At 40.4% G+C, this 19,753-nt stretch carries 12 protein-coding genes; 2 read left to right on the top strand and 10 right to left on the bottom strand.

Going from position 1 to position 19,753, the window contains the following annotated elements; genetic code table 11:
* The first annotated feature begins 73 nt into the window (after nt 1-73).
* Nucleotides 74-913, top strand: coding sequence for a 3-keto-alpha-glucoside-1,2-lyase-like domain-containing protein (locus V2H41_RS03825; RefSeq protein WP_330973803.1), 840 nt, complete (start codon nt 74-76; stop codon nt 911-913).
* Nucleotides 914-966: 53 nt separating this feature from the next.
* On the opposite strand, the gene V2H41_RS03820 is transcribed toward V2H41_RS03825, so the two are convergent.
* The 10 genes from V2H41_RS03820 to V2H41_RS03775 all read right to left on the bottom strand — a co-directional run bounded on the left by V2H41_RS03820 (nt 967) and on the right by V2H41_RS03775 (nt 16,422).
* Nucleotides 967-2,010: a glycoside hydrolase family 43 protein gene (locus V2H41_RS03820; protein WP_330973802.1), complete on the bottom strand. Its 1,044-nt coding sequence runs from the start codon at nt 2,008-2,010 to the stop codon at nt 967-969.
* A 47-nt stretch (nt 2,011-2,057) separates the two neighbouring features.
* Complete coding sequence (locus V2H41_RS03815; RefSeq protein WP_330973801.1) at nt 2,058-3,002, bottom strand: glycoside hydrolase family 43 protein; 945 nt, start codon at nt 3,000-3,002, stop codon at nt 2,058-2,060.
* Nucleotides 3,003-3,032: 30 nt separating this feature from the next.
* Nucleotides 3,033-4,184: a cellulase family glycosylhydrolase gene (locus tag V2H41_RS03810; RefSeq protein WP_330973800.1), complete on the bottom strand. Its 1,152-nt coding sequence runs from the start codon at nt 4,182-4,184 to the stop codon at nt 3,033-3,035.
* A gap of 70 nt (nt 4,185-4,254) precedes the next feature.
* Nucleotides 4,255-6,330 (bottom strand): beta-L-arabinofuranosidase domain-containing protein, encoded by a 2,076-nt coding sequence (locus V2H41_RS03805; protein ID WP_330973799.1) that lies wholly within the window; start codon nt 6,328-6,330, stop codon nt 4,255-4,257.
* A gap of 19 nt (nt 6,331-6,349) precedes the next feature.
* A complete protein-coding gene (locus V2H41_RS03800) occupies nt 6,350-8,206 on the bottom strand; it encodes a glycoside hydrolase family 2 protein (protein ID WP_330973798.1) in 1,857 nt (618 codons plus the stop codon).
* 231 nt (nt 8,207-8,437) lie between these two features.
* On the bottom strand, nt 8,438-9,409 hold the full coding sequence (locus V2H41_RS03795) for a glycoside hydrolase family 43 protein (RefSeq protein WP_330973797.1): 972 nt from the start codon (nt 9,407-9,409) through the stop codon (nt 8,438-8,440).
* Nucleotides 9,410-9,437: 28 nt separating this feature from the next.
* Nucleotides 9,438-10,628, bottom strand: coding sequence for a sialidase family protein (locus tag V2H41_RS03790; RefSeq protein ID WP_330973796.1), 1,191 nt, complete (start codon nt 10,626-10,628; stop codon nt 9,438-9,440).
* A 32-nt stretch (nt 10,629-10,660) separates the two neighbouring features.
* Entirely contained in the window at nt 10,661-12,187 is a 1,527-nt protein-coding gene (locus tag V2H41_RS03785; protein WP_330973795.1) for a RagB/SusD family nutrient uptake outer membrane protein, read from the bottom strand.
* Between the two features lie 30 nt (nt 12,188-12,217).
* Nucleotides 12,218-15,262: a SusC/RagA family TonB-linked outer membrane protein gene (locus V2H41_RS03780; protein WP_330973794.1), complete on the bottom strand. Its 3,045-nt coding sequence runs from the start codon at nt 15,260-15,262 to the stop codon at nt 12,218-12,220.
* Nucleotides 15,263-15,339: 77 nt separating this feature from the next.
* Nucleotides 15,340-16,422, bottom strand: a complete 1,083-nt coding sequence (locus V2H41_RS03775; protein WP_330973793.1) for a family 43 glycosylhydrolase — start codon at nt 16,420-16,422, stop codon at nt 15,340-15,342.
* A gap of 230 nt (nt 16,423-16,652) precedes the next feature.
* Between V2H41_RS03775 and V2H41_RS03770 the strand changes: the two genes are divergently transcribed.
* The gene (locus V2H41_RS03770) at nt 16,653-19,748 is read left to right on the top strand and encodes a ligand-binding sensor domain-containing protein (RefSeq protein WP_330973792.1); all 3,096 of its coding nucleotides are present in this window, start codon (nt 16,653-16,655) and stop codon (nt 19,746-19,748) included.
* Nucleotides 19,749-19,753 lie beyond the last annotated feature (5 nt).

Below are 19,753 nucleotides of genomic sequence, written 5' to 3'. Positions count from 1 at the left end.
GTGTTTTGCTTTTCTTATATAAGTTTACAAAATCGGTTTAGCAGATAATTTTAAAATATTTAATTTTAAAAAAATGAAAAAAATAAAAACCGGTGCCGCAATTGTATTATCTGCCATTGCAGTGTATTCTTGCGCGCCACGTACTAATACAGGAACACCTACTACTGCCGAACAACCGGCACCCGTAGCCCAGGCTCCAACCACTGCTCCTGAGCCTAAAGAAGAAACACCGGCACCAAAGCCCGCTCCGGAAGTAGTGCATAACACATTAACTCCAGAAGAAAAAGCTGCCGGATGGCAATTGCTTTTCGACGGTGTATCAACCGACGGATGGCATGCCTACGGCTCCAAAACAATTGGCACAGCTTGGAAAGTAGCCAATGGTACTTTGTATCTGGACGCTACTAAAGATGGCACTCCCAAGACGGGAGGTGATATTGTCACTGATAAGGAATACAAAAACTTTGAGCTGAAGCTGGACTGGAAGATTGATAAAAACGGCAACAGCGGCATCTGCATCTATGTTCATGAAAACAAGGACCGCTTCAAATACATGTGGTATACAGGACCAGAAATTCAGATTGTAGACAACGAAGGGCATCCTGACGGAAGAGTATATAAGCATCAAGCCGGAGATTTATACGACCTGATTCCAGCCAAAACAAAGGCAGCAAATCCTCCTTTAGAGTGGAATCAATACCTCATCCGTTGTGTGAATGGCAAGCTGGATATTTATCTGAATGATCAACATGTTGTAAGTACAACATTATGGGATGAGAACTGGCGCAATCTAGTGGCAAACAGCAAATTTAAAGGCATTCCTGAATTTGGCACTTACAAAGTAGGCCGCATTGGTTTGCAGGATCACGGGAACAATGTTTGGTTCCGCAACATTAAGATTAGAGAACTTTAATAAGCTACAATTGCATAAAAAAAATCCATCCCCAAAAAGGATGGATTTTTTATTTATTCTGATGGTACTTGTAGTACTGTCTTAGTGCTCAATGGCTTGCCAAAATTAGGAGTACCGTCTTCATTCCAAGTAAACTTCTGTGCCCGTGGAGACCTATGACGTCCGCATCCTAACCCCGGTTCAGGATTGGCATGGTACAAAATCCAATCTTCTTTACCATCCGGAGATTTGAAAAACGAATTATGCCCTGCGCCATATACACCATTTTCGGGAGCGGCTTTAAATACAGGCTCTGGGTGTTTTTTCCAATTGGCTGGGTTGAGTAAATCAGCATCAGCATCTATAGATAACATGCCCAAAGTGTAGTAATCCGTCCAACATCCACTTGCCGAATACACGATAAAGATTTTATCCTTATGCCTTAAATACTGAGGCCCCTCATTAACATAAACCTGACCCACGTTCTCATTCTTTACATCGCCATGCTTTTCCCACTCATATTCCGGGCTGGATATTTTCACACGTTCACTTTCTATAGTCCATGGATTCTTCATTCGTGCTATATAAAGATTTTGTTGTCCATTTTCATCGCCTTCCCATCCGGACCAAACCATATATAAACTCCCCTTATGTTCGAATACATCCGCATCTATAGCCCATTTATTGGTAGCATCAGCTACTTTACCTTTAAATACCCATTCACCTTCCAAAGGATCTGCTGATGCATTCTCGATCACATACATACGATGGTTATAGTTATTACCATTGTCTGCAGCAAAATACATGTACCATTTACCATTTATAAAATGGATTTGCGGCGCCCAGATGCTATGCGAATACATAGTATTGGGTGGAGGCTCCCATACCACCGTTTTTTCAGCATTTGCTAAATCAGTTATATCCTTAGTTTTCCATAAAACTAAATTGTGCCCTGTGGTATGCGTATAGTAGTAATAACCATTTTTATAAAAACAATAAGGATCGGCCCCTCTAGGCAATAAAGGATTGGTGAATGTCCTTATATGTTTAGCAGTTCTTCCTGAATTGCATCCCAACGTCAGCATACCTGCTGCCAATAATACTAAAAGATATCTCATACGGCTTCTATCATTTTAAATACAGCTTTCTTACTCATCCGAAATACTTATTTCTTCAACAAGCGAAATGTAGAAAAATCAGCTTCAATTACATCAGGTCCTTTGGCCACCTTTTTAAAGCGAATATCAACAATGGCTGTTTTTCTGGGACCGATGGATGTATCACTATAATGAACGTGCAAAACGTAATACATCTTTCCATCCTTATCTATTAAAACATCACCATGTCCGGGACCATTTAAACCTATATCTTTCCTCGATATGATAGGATTACCTTCATATTTTTTCCATGGCCCCACAGGATTTGTAGCTGTTGCATATCCCACAGCATAATCAGGACTTCTGAAACCATTTCCTGAATACAGCAAATAATACACTCCTTTATGTTTTATTACAGTAGGTCCTTCCGTTACTTTCCACTTTTTATTTTCAACATCTTCCCACGTATTAGCTTCAGGATAGATACATTCTTTTAAAGTTTCGTGTTTCAGGGTGGACAAATCCTCTGTTAACTCTCCTACAAAAATGCGATTAGCATTTTCCAAGCGAACATGATACATATAAATCTTTCCTCCATCAATAAGTATAAAAGGATCAATCATTCGCTGAGAGCTATCTACTGGTCGGAGCACTTTTTGTGTAAACGGGCCCAACGGGCTATCTGCTTCTGCAATGGCAATATGTTCACTTGCGGTATAGGCCATATAAAACTTTCCTTTATACTGAAATATCTGAGGGGCCCAGAAGTTTTTCTCTCCATAACTTTCACCAGGTTTTAATACCATCCCCTTATCCTCCCAGTGCACTTTATCGGTAGATGTAAACACTTTAAATCCATGTGCCCCCGGTCCGGTACCATATAAATAATAGATACCATTATGATAGAAAATCGTAGGATCGGCCATAAGAGGGTTATCGTGTCTGGAGTTTTGAGCATGTAATTGTACAACTCCTAAAACCCAAAATAGGGCAAGCAGTAACAATCGTTTCATGATGAATTTATATTTATATGAATGCAACTATTATTTTCCGGTTATCTCTTTTATAAAATCAACCTCCTCCTGCATATATGGTGTACCGTCTTTTCTGAATATATCATGAAACCATAGTGGAGGTTCTGATGTGTAGGTTTTAGTCCAGCTATCCCAGGGATAAATAGTTTGAGACTTGCCATCTACAAATCCCCAGTTCACCATAGCTACTTTATTGGCTTTAGCTACAGGTAGTGAAGATTGAAAAGTACTCTTATTTGGACGTGCCATATACTCGGTACAAAATAGAGGCTTATTGTAACGCTGTAATTGTTGGATCTTCTTAGCAAGGGTGATCGAATCATCGTAGCAATGGAAAGAAATAACATCAGACTCTTCCAATTGCAGTCGTTCGATGGGCTTAAGTGTACTGTCACTTTCCCAATTACCTGCCCATACCCCCGAAGTAAGCGGCTGGCTAGGATTCACCGATCTTGCCCATTCAAATGTCTTCTTCAATAAAGGTAGTACCAATTCAACTTTATTAGGGATTTCCACCTTCTCGTAAGAGGGGCCTGTCATATTATCGGGTTCATTCCATACATCCCACATCAGGATACGCTCATCGTTCGCAAACTGCTTTACAATGGCTTTAACATATTTTTCCATCATGGGATATTGGGTAGAGTCTTTTAATACATTCTGTCCTGGACTTTGCACCCATCCTGAGTTATGTACAAAAGGATTGGGCTCTCTCTGTTTACCCGGTTTTGGAAAAGGATCCCAGCAGGAGTCAAAAATGGTAAATATTATTTTTATACCGTGCTTGTCGGCAATTTCAAGAAATTTATTAATGCGGTCATAAAAACCCTGCTCATCATGTTGCCAAACAAGATCGTGTAAGTAAACACGCATCACATTCATACCAATCGATGCTGCCAGAGCAAGTTCTCTATCTATAGTAGTAGTATCAAAAGTTTCTTCCTGCCACATCTCCAGTTGATTGATAGCTGTACTCGGTAGAAAATTAGCTCCTACAAACCAAGGTTGATTGGCATACCACTCATTTGCTTTTTCAGCTGTCCATATGGTGCGCACATTTGCTTCAGCCTGTGCACTCTCCTCCTGATTATTACTATTGCCACAAGCGGCTATCAAACATATAGCCGGTAATATCAGTAAAATAAAATACTTTCTTAGCATAACATACATTTATCGTGAGAAGAAATAATACTCGATTCACTATAAGGAAAATATCTCACAAGCTTCATAATTACTCTACCACAGGAAAAGCTGCAATTCTCAATCGTGCAGCTCCCATGGGTATTAGCTCTATCGTTTCCGGCAACGTTGTTGTTTTTACAGGACTCTGGGGTAATGTGTCTGTAAGCCCATATTGATCAATTGTCCAAGACGGAATTCTCTTTCCCTTCGCCATGATAGCAATAGGAACGCTTTGTTGAGAAAATGGGAAATTATCCGCAGGCCAAGATTTTTTCACAACTTGAAATATGGCGGAAGGCCCCTCGCCATTGTACAACAAACCATAATTCCAGGCTGATGCGGGATAAATTTCAAACGAAGGCCATTTTTCAGGATCTGCAGTCTCCTGCCATCTGGAGTCACTAATGGCAGAAGCTCTGCTATCCGCTTTTACATACTGTTCTTTTATTTTTAAAGAATAGGTTAATGGTCCTCTATTAATGCTAATACTATTTTTATTAGCCGTCCACTGTTTTACGGTTAATTTCATTGGCAATACTAACTGCACCTGATCTCCATTCTTCCAGTGTCGATCAATTTTTATATAAGCAGCCGGCTTGATTTTCTGTTGAACAATTTTACCGTTGATACGCAGTTGCGCCTGTTCGCACCATGCCGGCATTCTTAAATAGAATGGAAACACAGCGGTTTTGGGGGTGCGAATAGTAAAACTGATCATCTCATCAAAAGGATAACGCCCCTGCGATTCTATTTCCACTTCTTCTCCATCTCCAACTTTAGCTTTTACTACCGCTTCGCAATAAAGTATTGCAGCCAGTCCATTATCGGGCGTAGCCATAAATACATGTTCCGAATAATAAGGCCACCCCTGCGCATGATTATGCTGACAACAACGAGAACTAAAAGGATTCATCATTAAGAAAGGTCCGTTATTGTCAATCCCTGGATGATGATTTCTGCTATCGCTAATAGCCATATTAGGACTGGTAATATATCGCAATGCTTTAAAATCGGGCATTACCGCAGCGGGATAAGTATTAAACGCTACTTCTTCTGCATGATCGGCCCAGAAAGGATCGCCGGTAATACCAATCAATATTTCATTAGAAGCCATTTGTTCCACTATACCACAAGTTTCCACACCTTGACGAGGATCGGTATAACCTTCACGCGCGTTCTCATCAGCTCCAAACATCCCCCCCGGTACATGGCCATATTTCTCCCGAATAGTTCTGAAGCTATTATAAGTGGCTTTTAGATCAGCAATATTGTGAGACTGCAAATAATAAGTTGCTGGTTCTCTAAAACCTTGAGCTATGTTTACATTATGCCAGTTGGGAAGTGCTCCGGGCTGTCGCCAGTTGGCTGTATTGCGATGAAGTTTTTCTGCCAACTTTAGCAGCCATTCTTTTCCTGTACGGTTATATAACCAATATACACTTAAAATATTATCCCCTCCCCTGCTATTCTCCCAATAATCTTTAAGCATTAAACTATCAGGAAGATTGTACTGCCATTGGAAATATTTTTCCATAAATGGCAGCACGCTCTCATCTCCGCTGTATTCGTGGTAAGACTGCAGGCACCATAACATAATCATGTTGCCCCACAGATCAGGCTTTCCGTTTTTGATAATTAAAGGACCGAAGTAGCCGTTTTTTTGCTGACTGTTCAGTACAGCATCTATCCAGATGTTGGCTTCGCTAATGATCTTTGGATCATCCAGAATATATCCCAAATTGGCATATCCTTTTAACCAATAGGGAACTTCTTCCCAACCATTGCTACCTTTCCCATCTTTACTAAGCCAGGCATTATCTTTCTTTGATAGCCAGGCGCTGATTTCTCCTAAATGACCGGTCAAACCATCGCGTTGCAATTCCAGATACCTTAACAGCCATCCTTTAGGCTTAATAGTTCCTACTGGAAGTTTGATAAAATAAGACGGTAGCAATGGTTTTCTGTTGGAAGGATAGAATCGGTTGCCTACTGAATTATCGGGCCGATCCACTATGGTAACTTTGGAGCGTTTCTCTTTTGAAGCCTGTGCGAATAGGAAATGAGCATTCCCTAAACAACACAATAAAGCCCCACTGAGTATACAAATCCTTCCAAACGGAACCATAATCTTTAGTTTAGGTTACTTATTTCACCGAAACATTATACAACTCCTGATGTAAGCTTTTCAATGTTGCCTCAGGCATCTTCACTACTTTTCTATCGTAAGTCAAAATACCGTTGGTTTCTATTTCTACATCGGTAGTTTGGGTGTATACCGCCGCGGACAATCCTAATGAAATCAATGGCTTCAAATCTTTCATTAAGCGTGTGTAACGCTGCATTAATTCGTCTTTGTTCTTGAAGCTTTGGTATCCCCAATTATTTTTATCCTGCCAGGTATGCCCTTCAATAGGCAGTCCTAATCCTCCAAACTCGCCCAGTACCAGCGCAGCTGGACCATTTCCAAAAATATTTGGATCGGGCATGCTGGGATCGGGATAATTATGAATATCCAATATATGCCCAGTGTAGAAGAAATTACCCCCACTAGCACTATTTACTAGGCGAGAAGGATCGTAATTCATTGTCCACTCTGTAATTTCTACAGTTTTAAACTGCCCCCATGCTTCATTAAACGGTACCCACACCACAATAGAGGGGAAGTTATGGTAGGCATCCATTATTGCTTTCCACTCTTTCCTGTAGTATGCTTCCGATTCGGAGCTACGTTGTTTATCATGGTTACGACCGGATATCTTACCAGGATGCATATCCCATTTATTGCCACCCATATCACCGCTGGGCATATCTTGCCATACCAGAATACCTACACTATCACAGTAATAATACCAACGAGCAGGTTCCAGTTTAATATGTTTGCGGATCATATTAAAGCCCATCTCTTTGGTTTTTACTATATCAAACAACAGCGCTTCATCAGTAGGTGCTGTATACAAACCATCGGGCCACCATCCCTGATCCAACGGACCATATTGAAATAGAAACTGATCGTTCAATGCAAGACGGTTGATGCCATTAGCATCCTTTTTAAGGGAGGATTTACGCATTGCAAAATAACTTTCTGCGTAATCTATCTGACGACCACCTCGCGTGAGATAAATTTTTAGTTTATATAAATGTGGGGAAGATGGTGACCATAATTTCGGATTAGCAATTGCAATTTCTCCCTCTACTCCCGAAGGCAAAGTGGTTTCCCCAATTTGCTGAGCACCATCATATGCCACGAATTTTACAACATCTCCTACCTGAGCACCTGCAAGATCTGCCTTTACTTTAAGCACTTTATTATCTACATCAGGTGTATGCTTAGTTGCGGCAATATAGGCCGCAGGCACTACTTCTGTCCATACAGTCTGCCAGATACCGGTAACTGGAGTATACCAGATTCCTTCGGGTTTATTTACCTGCTTTCCTCTAGGTTGAGGGCCTTCATCTGTAGGATCCCACACACGCACTACCAATTCTTGCTTTTTCCCTTTCTTCAGATAAGCAGTAATATTGAAAGAAAATGGATCAAAACCACCTTCATGCGTTCCAACATGTTTTCCATTTACATATACATCAGCTCTCCAGTCTACTGCACCAAAATGCAATAGGAGCTGATTCCCTTTAGACAAATTAGGCGATGTAAACTCGGTTTTGTACCATAGAGCTTTACTTTTACCAACCTGCTTTCCCACTCCAGATAAAGCGGACTCTATGGGATAAGGCACTAATATATGTCCTTCATACGACGCGGGAAAACTCTTCTGAGATTCAGCAGTAATTGCATATTCCCATAATCCATTTAGGTTTTGCCAGTTGCCCATTCTTTTTAACTGTGGGCGGGGATACTCTGGCAAAGGACGATTCGGATTTACTTTTTCAGCCCAAGGGGTCATAATTTTCCCTTCGACAGGTTTCCAACTCTGAGCCATAACAGGCATTCCTAATACAGCGGCTATTATAGCAGCTACCGTAAACTTCATTTTAAACTTCATCTCAGTCAATTAATGTTTAAATAAATTAACATCAGTAAATATGGCAAGAAGATTTCATATCACACGCAATCTTTCCTCAATAATCAAGTTGCTAATATAGATGTTACGCTACGCTTACAATGTCAATAATGTCTCATAATTATTACTATTTGTCTCATTTTTACCCATCATCCCTAATTATTTTGATTGGCAATTCAAAATTGCAGCTTAAATAACCCCAATAAAAAAACACTATTTCTTGACTACCGGCCACCCATTTTTGTATTCAATAGGGCTGAGATACATCAGACGTGCATATCTTCCCTCCTTAAACCTATCCATAGGGATGGCGTGATAGGCAATCCACTTTTTTCCAGATTTGTCTTGTATAATACTATTATGCCCCGGGGCCATTAAATTTTGATCTTTTTCCAGGATAACACTATGCTGTGTCTTATTCCACTCGCCCAATCGGGTATATGGGCCTGTAATACTAGTAGCGCGTGCCACTAGAACAGCGTAGTTAGCTTCTGCCCCACAACAGTTATCGCCCGAATAATACAAATAATAAAAGCCATCCTGAAAATCGATCCATGGAGCTTCTACCAAACGTGCATATGCTTTATCTTTTCCGGCGGGAATAAGGACTTTTTCGGAGGAACCGTCGGCAAAACGGGTCATGGATGAGTGTAGTTCTCTAATTTTTATAGGTGCAAAATCAGACCCCCATGTGATATAGTACTTTTGGGTCTTGGGATCTTTCATTACCATGGGATCTATTGTTTTAAACCCCGTATCAATCATTAAGGCTTCCGGCTCAGGAATATACGGTCCCTCGGGATTTTTTGAAAAAGCGACGCCGATCCCCATTCGCTGGCGCGAAGTGTCTTTTGACTGGGCCGAAAAAAATAGTACATACCGCTGTAGCTCCTCATGATATAACACATGCGGAGCCCAAAAATGTGTCGAAGCCCAAGCAGGTAACTGTGGTAAAGCATCACCCAATAGCTTCCAATCCTGTAAATCATCTGACACAGCTACCTGTACACGTCTGTAATTTCCTCCGCTTCCTGTATTAGTGGCAAAAGCATAATACCTGCCATTAGCCTCAATCACTGTAGGATCCGGGAAATCTATATCCAGTACAGGTTTTAGCTGTGCCTTGGATGAGAAACAAATCGTGATGAAAATTATTAGTAATAAAATGGCTCCCCTGCTTTGCATGAAAAACTATATGTTATTGCTTAATAGATTACTTGACTAATCGACCTTTTATCATCCATACCTCTGTAGGACCATTACTGAAAGCATTCGTACTCGTGATAGCGATAATGGTATCATCACTCAGGACAGAAACACTATTCCATAAACCATGCTTTCCGGCGGGTATATTAAACGGTTCGGTTCGGTTATCAAAGTTTCTTGCTTGTTCATCTCCTACCATCACTTTCATAACGGCATCTTCCAGCCTGTGAGATGGTCGTCCCTCTGTACCTTGGTAAGATAAAATTGTTTCGCCGGTGGAGAGCTGACGCAGATAAGGAGCACCCGCATATACTTCATCATCAACCGGCTTTGCCATTGCATAAATTCGATTGGGACTATCACTTAATACGGTTTCACTCCAATTTTCCTGAAGTGTATTGGTAATAATATATGGTTTGAAGTTAACAAAGCCGTTGTCTTCAATAGCAACTGCAATACGCTCCTCTCCTTTTAAAAGTAAGGGAACGGGCATACCGTCGCGCTTACCTGCTCTGAAACTGATAATCTTGGGGTCGGTAGTCCAAGTTTGCCCATTATCAGTAGAGATAAGCATGGAAATATTCTGCTCATCAGATTGCGTGTAAATACCTTCATTCGCAAAAAACAACTGTATAGTACCATCGGGTAATTGAATAGCAGCGGGCTCCCAACAACCGTTTTCAAATTGATACCCTGCTCGATAAATTTCCTTAGCCTCGGACCAAGTATCACCATTATCGGTACTAATCTTAACCCTTATGGCAAAACGTCGCGATGGATCTATATTATATGGGCGAGGATTATACATGAGTAATAAATGGCCGTTCCGTAATTGTAGAATATCCGGAACAGCCATATTGATGCCATCTTCTTGTGCTGCAACAATCTTGGCCCCCTGCCAAGTTTTCCCCTTGTCTTCGCTTATAGTCTGCCAAATATGGCCGTCAGATTCGTATACACATAATAAACGAGCGTCTTGTAACTCTATTAGTCTGGCGTACCCAGCATAAGGTTTACCCTGAGGAGGTGCGGCTATTTTTACCAATGTTGCGTTATCCCACTTTATGGTTTTTGGCTTCATCTCAGGAATAGGATCCTTGTCAGGAATGCTGGTATCTCTGGCACACCCCCATGCACATACAAAAGAATGCAGCCAGATATAACCAGTAATCACCTTATAGAGTAAGACTTTTAACATAGTAGCATTGCTTATATGAACACTATCATGAATTAATATTTGGGATTTTGATTCAGGTAGGGGTTATTCAGCACCTCAACCTGTGGTATCGGGAGGCGAATATGCTTACCTACTTCAAAGTTTTTAAAGTCAGGGTCGCGTTGTGCTACTATATTTACTTTTTCCTGTGTATCTAAATCGCCCCAACGCTTTAAATCAGCCCAACGAACACTCTCCCCGCATAGTTCCAATGCTCTTTCCACTTTTAATCTTTCTCTAAACAAATCCTTATTATTTCCGATTGATGGATATTTTGTGGCCAGTGGCGCCATTTTAGAGCGTTGACGAACGCGATCTACATACTGATAAGCATCTGCAGTTTGTCCTAGCTCATTCAATACCTCAGCATACATCAATAGGATATCTGCAAATCTGATGACGCGATTATTCACCTCACTGAAGTAATCCTCATTATTACGATAATAATCTCTAGAATATTTCTTAAACCATGCTTCATCAGGATCCCATTCCCAGCTACGACCATATATTTTATCTCCGAAATCCTTTTCCAAATCAGGATAGAACAAGGAATATCTAAGGCGTGGATCAATTTCACCATCCACGGTTTTTTCTTTTTTAAACTCTTCAACTAGCCAGTACCTTGCCTGCCCATCACTCCAGCCAATACCTCTTGGAGCGAAAAACTGAGGCCTGTTAGAACCCATATTATTATCTACACAATCACAATCGCCTCCAGTATTTTCGTTGGAGTGCTGAATTTCAAATACCGACTCCTTATTATTTTCCTGAGTAGCACGGAAGTTTTCTTTAAAATCTACCAGGTCATACAAGTCCTTGCCTGCCCCTGTAAAGAAATAGTCTAGAGCGGTTTTTGCCTGTTGCCACTTATGTTGTTGCATGTACGTTCTTGCAAGCATACCATATGCAGAACCTTTAGTGGGTCGGCCTACATTAGCATCATCCCATTTTTCAGGTAAAGCCACTACAGCCTCATTAAGATCTTTCTCTACTTGAGCCCATACATCCTCTAATGGACTTTCAGGATGTTGTACGCCAGGATCAACCGGAGGTTCAAGCACAATAGGTATTTTTTCCCACAACAAAGCGGCATAATAATAATGGAAAGCTCTCAAGAATTTTGCTTGTGCCAATATCCGTTCTTTTTTAGTTGGATCGCTAAACTCAATATCGGGCACATATTTCAACACCTGATTACATCTGAATATTGCTTTATAGGTGTCGCGCCAGGTCCAGTTATTCCCTTCCCAGAAATCATAATTGACATATTGAAAACGGGTCCAGTCTCCCAGCTCTATCCAGGGACTTTTACTGAAGCCTTCATCGGATGTGAGATCCAATCTGAAGAAAATCCATCGGGCCCAAGTACCATCTTGATAAAACATGCCATAAATAGCATTCACTCCCTTTTCCGCATCAGCTTCTGTTTTCCAGAACTCTTCTACAGTAAGCGTATTGGGGTTCATCTGATCTAGCAGACTCTTACTACAAGATGGAGTAAGAAGTACCACCACAATAAGTATTAATAAAAGCTTTTTCATATGCTACTATATTTAATATCGTTATTCAATTTAGAAACCAAGCTGAAGACCTAAAGAATACATCTTTACGTTAGGATATACCCCGCTATCATACCCTTTCTCAAATATGCTGCTATTGCTAAACTCTGGATCTAAACCAGTATATTTAGTAATGGTGATAACATTCTGTCCGGTTAAGGAGATTTGAGCATTCGCAAATCCTATTTTCTTCAACAAATGATCCGGAAGATTATAGGCAATGCTAATCAACTTCAGACGGAAGAAACTTCCATTTTCAAGCCATCTATCAGTATCACCGCGCGAGTTAAGAGTAGAAGCATAATAGGCACGAGGCACATTAGTATTAGGATTCTCCGGTGTCCATGGCTTGATTCCTGAACGATAATTGGAGTTATCATCGAATCTATCAGTAACACTTCTGGGACCATTAAACACCTTAGCTCCAAAAGAACCAAACCAATCCATAGTAAATTCAAAATTCTTATAAGAGGCTCCAGTATTGAATCCTAGCTCTAGTTTCGGCCAGGGGCTTGCTACTATTACCTTATCTTCATTAGTAATCTGTCCATCCCCATTGTTGTCTTTAAATCTTATATCACCAGGTTTTGCTGTAGGTTGTATGATTTTACCTTCAGCATTTCTGTAGTTATCCACTTCTTCTTGCGACTGAAACAGTCCGTCAGTTTGCAGCATATACCACATACCAATGGGCTGTCCCACTCGTGTAACGGTATTGCCTACATACAATTCATTTCTTCCATAACCCAATTCCACCACTTTATTGCGAAGTGTAGTAAGATTTGCTCCCAGATAATATCCAAAGGCATGATCATAGTTACGATAAGTAGCAGAAAGCTCCCACCCTTTATTTTGTAAAGTGAGTGCATTGGAGCGAGGCGCACTACCATCGTGTCCTGTTGTCATCAGAATTGGAGATTGATACAGTACATCGGTAGTACGAGCTATAAAATATTCTGCTGATATGGACAACTTGTTATTTAAAACTGATAAATCAAAACCGTAGTTCTGCTGTCTTAAAGTTTCCCAGCGCAGATCGCTATTAGCCAACTGTACCTGTGTAGCAGCTAACTGTTTTTGCTGATTGACTCCCATAGTGATGGTAGTAAGTGTATTGATAAATGCCCGGGATTCGTAATAACCAATATTAGAACTACCCAATGTACCATAGTTGGCTCTTATCTTTAAGTCATTCACCCAATCTACGTTAAAGAAGTTTTCCCTACTGATTCGCCAAGCCGCTGATACAGATGGGAAGTTCCCCCATTTATGGCCTGCGCCGAGGCGGGAAGATCCATCCCGTCTGAAAACCACGTTTAACAGATACTTGTCATCATAAGCATATTCAGCTCTTCCAAAGTATGAAAGCAATACGGCTCTGTTTCTATACCCTCCTAACTTAGCATTCACGCCCTGGTCCAGCACATCATAATAATGTCCGGTTGAATTTTGGAGTATCTCACGTTTCTCACCCCATATCTGTGCATAATCATCCTGCTGGAAGGACTGACCCGCAATAACGGTTACATCGTGTTTGGAGAACTTATGTTTGAATGTTAAAGTATTTTCTATCAGTTTCGACACAAACTCAGCTCTATTCTCGTTAGCAATAGAAGGCTCGTATGCCTGATTAAGGGTCCAGTTACCCGGTCTTCTAAAATACTTGTAATGATCACGGCTGGTTTCATATCCCATGTTTAAACGGTATTTCAACCAATTGGTAAATTTGAGCTCCGACCATATATTACCACGAATTCTAAGGTTTTCATTGGTTTCATCTATGAGATTAGCTATAGCAAGAGGGTTGGTACCAAACGTACGCGCTTTCGCTTCATCGCCATAGCCATAGCCACCGGGATTATTGGGATTATACACAGGTATGGTTGGCAGCATTCGCACAACATCAATAATGGGGTTACCATTCATTTCATCGGCCTTTGCATTGGAGATGGCGATATTTTCACCAATACTGAAAATACCTTTTGAACCCTGAGTATTCACTCTAAAACTGAATCTATCAAAAGATGTACTAATTACCGTTCCTTTGTTTCCAAAATAGCCGAGAGATGTAAGGTAAGAACCATTCTTACCACCTCCTGAGAAAGATAGGTTTAAATCATTAACATGTCCTGTTCTGAACGCAACGTCTTGCCAGTCGGTATTAATAGTAGTATCCAACTGTTGTCTGGGTACCCCGGCATTATCATACGCCATATAGTTCAAGCGTGTAAATTCTTTAGTATCTGCAAGATCGTAGCGCGGCATAATCTGAATACCGGACTTTGCTGATACATCAATCTTCATCGGCCCCTCTTTACCTTTTTTAGTAGTAATGATGATCACACCGTTTGCTGCACGCGAACCGTAAATAGCCGCAGCAGAAGCATCTTTCAAAATCTGAATAGACTCAATATCACTGGGATTGAAATCTCTGTTAGCTGTAGTAATTAATCCATCTATCACATATAATGGATTTGTATTAGATAGGTTTTTTAAACCACGAATCTGAATCTGTGCTTCCGATCCGGGACGACCACCTCCTCTTACCTTAATACCTGTAGCAAGCCCCTGTAAGGCCTCCGCTACCGTTGTTGCCTGACGTTTTTTAACATCCGAAGCATTTACCACTGACACGGCACCCGTCAAATCTTTTCTTTGTTGTGTACCGTACCCTACCACAACAACCTCACCCAGGTCTATTGCTGAAACCGCCAGTTGTACGTTAATAGTTTTGCTATCTCCTACTAGTACTTCCTGCGAAGCATAACCTACATAAGAAAATACCAGCGTCTGACCAGGCTGTGCATCGATACTAAAGTTTCCCTGCTCATTGGTTACAGTAGCTGAAGTACCTCCCTTTATCGATACACTCACTCCGGGTAAAGGAGCATTTTTTTCATCCGTGACAGTACCGGTAATGATCTGCGCCATAATACCACTGGATAGAAAAAGAAGGATGAATAAAAAGAAGTATCGTTTTACAAGTCTTCTCATGATAAGATGACTTAAAGGTGCAGCATGATTACATGCTTTGGCTTGCGATTGTGTTAATCTCATATGACAACTTCGTTTATGAGTGAAAAGAATTGTATGCTAAAAAATATATGATTGGTTATTCATAAATAAACTCACACTTAAAATACGGGCTTAGGCTGTGGAGTATAAGAAGGAGTTCCATTATTAACAATGGGCCATCCATCCGCATCCCAATTTACTTTGTCCAACATCAATGCACGCTGGTTGACGCCGCCAATCATGGCATTATTCACATCCATAGCATGATATAACATCCAGTCATCACCATTCTTATCCGTTATTAATCGCGCATTATGTCCAGGCCCGGCAAATTTTTCGTTACGCTGTAAAACAAGGGTGCCATTGCCGCGCTCTGCAATATCCTTTCCGTTTTTATCGAGATAAGGACCTTTAAGATTTTTAGATCGTCCTACTCGTACCTGATATATACTTGCTGCTCCATCGCAACAATTATTCTTTGAACCAAAAAAGTAATAGTACTCTCCTTTCTTAAAAAGATTTACCCCTTCAAAATCACCGGCAGCAATTTTGAATTTCTGGCTCATATCTTTCACCTCCTTCCCGTCATCAGTAAGTTCTACCCCATAAGTTCCTTGTGATGGCGAATCATTATAACTACCCCAGAACAAATATTTTTTTCCTCCGTCTTCATAATAAAATGGATCAATAGAGTTGGGTACTCCTATTTCTGAAGACAAAAACATTTTACCCACGTCGGTAAAAGGGCCCGAAGGGGTAGAAGCAATGGCCAGCCCTATACCAGGATTAGGATCTGCCCATATCGAATAAGAATAGTACAGATGATACTTACCGTTTACAAGCGCGATATCCGGTGCCCAGATACCACCATCGGCTTTCCAGCTAGGCTTTACATTAAAGGCATCTCCGGAGTAAGTCCAATTAACAAGATCTTTAGAGCGTACAATAGCAACGATGTGAGATTTTTTGTCTGTATCCCAATAATCTTCAGTGCCATAAGCGTAGAAATAACCGCTCTCAGGATCCCATATTACCGTAGGATCGGCCAGTATAGGTTTAAACACAGGATTAACATACTCGGTATTCTCTATTGGATCTGGGTCGGGGGTAGACTGTGGGTCAGTTTCGCCTTTACCACAACCTTGAACTATAAATACAGTAAACAAAAATATCAAGCAGGCAGATACAATATTTAATTTCATACAGCAAACCTTTTCGACGGTGTTTAGTAAATCGTATCCATCAAAATTATTTTACCCCCAATACAACGGCCGTTTATTTTGTCTCAACTTTTCATCAAACTGTCTCAATCTTTTCATATAAGCGACGAGAGGATACAAAATGATTAAAATATTTGTAGGTTTGACTAAAACGGTTGTTGTTGCGTAATAGTATAATACATATCCTTCTTTGTATATGGTTTTCTTTTAGCATGTACTCATTGCATGCCCAGCCTTATTATTTCAAACACTTGCAGGTAGAAGATGGCTTATCCAATAATACAGCTATCTGTACCTTACAGGATAGCAAAGGCTTTTTGTGGTTTGGAACTAAAGACGGACTAAATCGCTACGATGGATATACATTTAAAATATATAGGAACAATCCTTCCGATAGCAATAGTATTGGCAATAATTCTATCTGGAGATTATATGAAGATGAAAAAGGAACATTGTGGGTAGGGACAGAAAGAGGTTTGTTTAGTTTTGATTACGCTACTGAAAGATTTACATTATTAAAAGATGCTCCTCAAGCTGAAATCAGCGGCATCACTACTGACAAAGAAGGCAATTTATGGTTTTTGGCAGGTTTTAAAGTGCACCGATACACCCCTGCTACCAAAAACCTTGAAAGATTTGATAATACCAAAGAATTGTCTTTCTGCGTTACTATTACCCGTTCGCAAAAAGGAGAAATATGGATAGGTAATATTAGTGGAGAGCTGTTAAGATTTAATTCGCGAACCAATACGTTTAATATTTATAATGTATTCTGGCACTCTCCGCCCTCATCCTCCGGATGGATTGACAAAATATATGATACAGGGTTGGGATTCTTTTTTGTAGGCACCTCCAGTCAAGGTGTGAAAAAATTCAACCCCGACACAGGTCATTATGAAGATATCCTTACTTATAATGATGACAACACTGAAATTTATGTAAGAGATTTTATTCAAAATAAAGAAAATGAATTTTGGATTGCTACCGAAAGTGGCATCTATATATACGATTTACATCAAAACAGTTTTCAGCATCTTAAAAAAAACACTGTCAACCCCTATGCCCTATCAGACAACGCCGTTTATTCTTTTGCTAAAGATCGCGAAGGTGGTATATGGGCGTGTACTTATTTCGGAGGGATAAATTATTATTCTAACCAAAACCTCACTTTTGAAAAATTTTTTTATATCCCCGGTACAAATACCATTCAGGGCAATGCCGTCAGAGAAATAATAGAAGATCCGTGGAGTAATATATGGATTGGTACCGAAGATGCAGGATTAAACATCCTTAACCCTGCAACAGGCAAATTCACCACACTATCCCCTAAAGATGGTCATAGCGGCCTTACTCATACCAACATACACGGATTAATGATTGATGGAGACCATCTTTGGATCGGCACATTCGAACACGGCTTGGATATCATGGACATGCGCACCCGAAAAGTAATAAAACATTTCGCTTACGGACCAGGCCCCTACGAGCTGAAGAGCAACTTTATTCACTCTGTTTTTAAAACTAGTAACAACCGGATTCTTGTAGGAACTTCTAACGGTATTTATTTATATAACCGCCAACAACAAAACTTCAGGCAACTGGACTTTCTCCCCTCAGGCTTCTACTCTGCTATCACTGAAGATGCAAATGGCAACGTATGGCTAGGCACCTTTAAAAATGGCGTGTATTATTATAACCCTGAATTAGGTCGATATGGCCGCTTGAAGTATCTTCAAAACGGCACCGACCGTCTTGAAAAGAACCGCGTTACCTATACTTATATAGACAGTAATCATCAATTATGGATATGCACAGAGGACGGGCTTTTCTGCATCAATCTCAAAACCCAGCGCATCCGTTCTTTTTCTACAGCAAACGGGTTGCCTAGCAATCTGGTGTATTGCGTTATTGAAGACAATGAGCAATTTCTTTGGATTACCACTTCAAAAGGATTGGTCCGTATGAATCCTCACACGGGTGTGCTTAACATTTTCACACAGGCTAATGGGCTTTTAAGTGATCAATTCAACTACTCTTCTGCCTTTAAAGACCGTATGGGGCGCATTTACTTTGGCAGTGTAAAGGGGATGATACGCTTCGATCCCTCCCAACTGAACACCCCCCACATTGTTCCTCCTGTATATATCACCAGTATGCAGGTGAATAATATAGATGTAGATATCAACTCACAAGGACCATTACAGGAATCATTGTTAAACACGCCGCACATCCGTCTCAATTATATGCAGTCATCGTTGAGCTTCGACTTTGCTGCATTATACTATACATCACCACAAAATATTGAATATGCCTATAAGCTGGAAGGAGTAGACAAAGATTGGAATTACATAAAAACCAATCGCAGGGTATACTTCACCAATTTATCGCCGGGCATTTATAGGTTCGTTGTAAAATCCACCGACAGTAAAGGCAATTGGGCCAACAATGAAAAATCTTTAACTATTGAAATTCTCCCCCCTTGGTGGCTTAGCAAACTGGCGTATACAGTTTATATACTGTTAGGTATACTAGCCGTGTATATCGTTATTATGTTCTATCACAACCGCCAAAAAGAAAAACAAAAAATTCAGATGGCGCTTTTCGAAAGAGCTAAGGAAAAAGAAGCTTATGAATCCAAAATAGAATTCTTCACAAGTATTGCACATGAAATACGTACTCCACTTACCCTCATCAGGGCTCCGATGGAAAAAATTATGAACAATATCGGTCAAGTACCACAGGTCGAAAAATACCTGCGTGCGATGGATAAAAATACACAGCGACTTTTGGAGCTTACCAATCAACTATTGGACTTTAGAAAAGTAGAGTCGGGTGAGTTTTCTCTTAACAAAGAACAAGTAAATATTACGGAGCTGCTCCAAACATTGCATGTAAACTTTTTACCTCTTGCTGAACGTAAACAAATCAATTTCCAACTATCTATACCGTCCAAGAACGCTTATGCTTATCTAGATGAAGACGCTACCATAAAAATCATCAGCAACCTGATTGATAATGCCATAAAATACTGCAAATCCAGTGTAAACATTACGCTGCGCACCTCCTATATCAAGAAAGAAGTTATCATTACCATTACTAATGATGGACAGGTAATTCCACCTGAACTTCAGGAAAGAGTGTTTGAACCTTTCTTTAGAACGCCTCACGGTGAAAAAATTACCGGAAGCGGCATCGGATTATCACTGGCTAAATCGTTGGCTGAACTGCAAGGCGGAACAATTGTTTTACATTCTGCTGATGGAATCAATATCTTTACATTGCATCTACCATTAGATGCTAAATCATAAAAAAC

The sequence above is a fragment of the Niabella digestorum genome (genome assembly GCF_036409055.1).
GTDB classification, from domain to species: domain Bacteria; phylum Bacteroidota; class Bacteroidia; order Chitinophagales; family Chitinophagaceae; genus Niabella; species Niabella composti.
This window is presented reverse-complemented; position numbering and strand designations above follow the sequence as displayed.

Coding starts and splice junctions, on each gene's coding strand:
- V2H41_RS03825 (WP_330973803.1), top strand. CDS start 74: ATGAAAAAAATAAAAACCGGTGCCGCAATTGTATTATCTGCCATTGCA.
- V2H41_RS03820 (WP_330973802.1), bottom strand. CDS start 2,010: ATGAGATATCTTTTAGTATTATTGGCAGCAGGTATGCTGACGTTGGGA.
- V2H41_RS03815 (WP_330973801.1), bottom strand. CDS start 3,002: ATGAAACGATTGTTACTGCTTGCCCTATTTTGGGTTTTAGGAGTTGTA.
- V2H41_RS03810 (WP_330973800.1), bottom strand. CDS start 4,184: ATGCTAAGAAAGTATTTTATTTTACTGATATTACCGGCTATATGTTTG.
- V2H41_RS03805 (WP_330973799.1), bottom strand. CDS start 6,330: ATGGTTCCGTTTGGAAGGATTTGTATACTCAGTGGGGCTTTATTGTGT.
- V2H41_RS03800 (WP_330973798.1), bottom strand. CDS start 8,206: ATGAAGTTTAAAATGAAGTTTACGGTAGCTGCTATAATAGCCGCTGTA.
- V2H41_RS03795 (WP_330973797.1), bottom strand. CDS start 9,409: ATGCAAAGCAGGGGAGCCATTTTATTACTAATAATTTTCATCACGATT.
- V2H41_RS03790 (WP_330973796.1), bottom strand. CDS start 10,628: ATGTTAAAAGTCTTACTCTATAAGGTGATTACTGGTTATATCTGGCTG.
- V2H41_RS03785 (WP_330973795.1), bottom strand. CDS start 12,187: ATGAAAAAGCTTTTATTAATACTTATTGTGGTGGTACTTCTTACTCCA.
- V2H41_RS03780 (WP_330973794.1), bottom strand. CDS start 15,262: ATGAGATTAACACAATCGCAAGCCAAAGCATGTAATCATGCTGCACCT.
- V2H41_RS03775 (WP_330973793.1), bottom strand. CDS start 16,422: ATGAAATTAAATATTGTATCTGCCTGCTTGATATTTTTGTTTACTGTA.
- V2H41_RS03770 (WP_330973792.1), top strand. CDS start 16,653: ATGTACTCATTGCATGCCCAGCCTTATTATTTCAAACACTTGCAGGTA.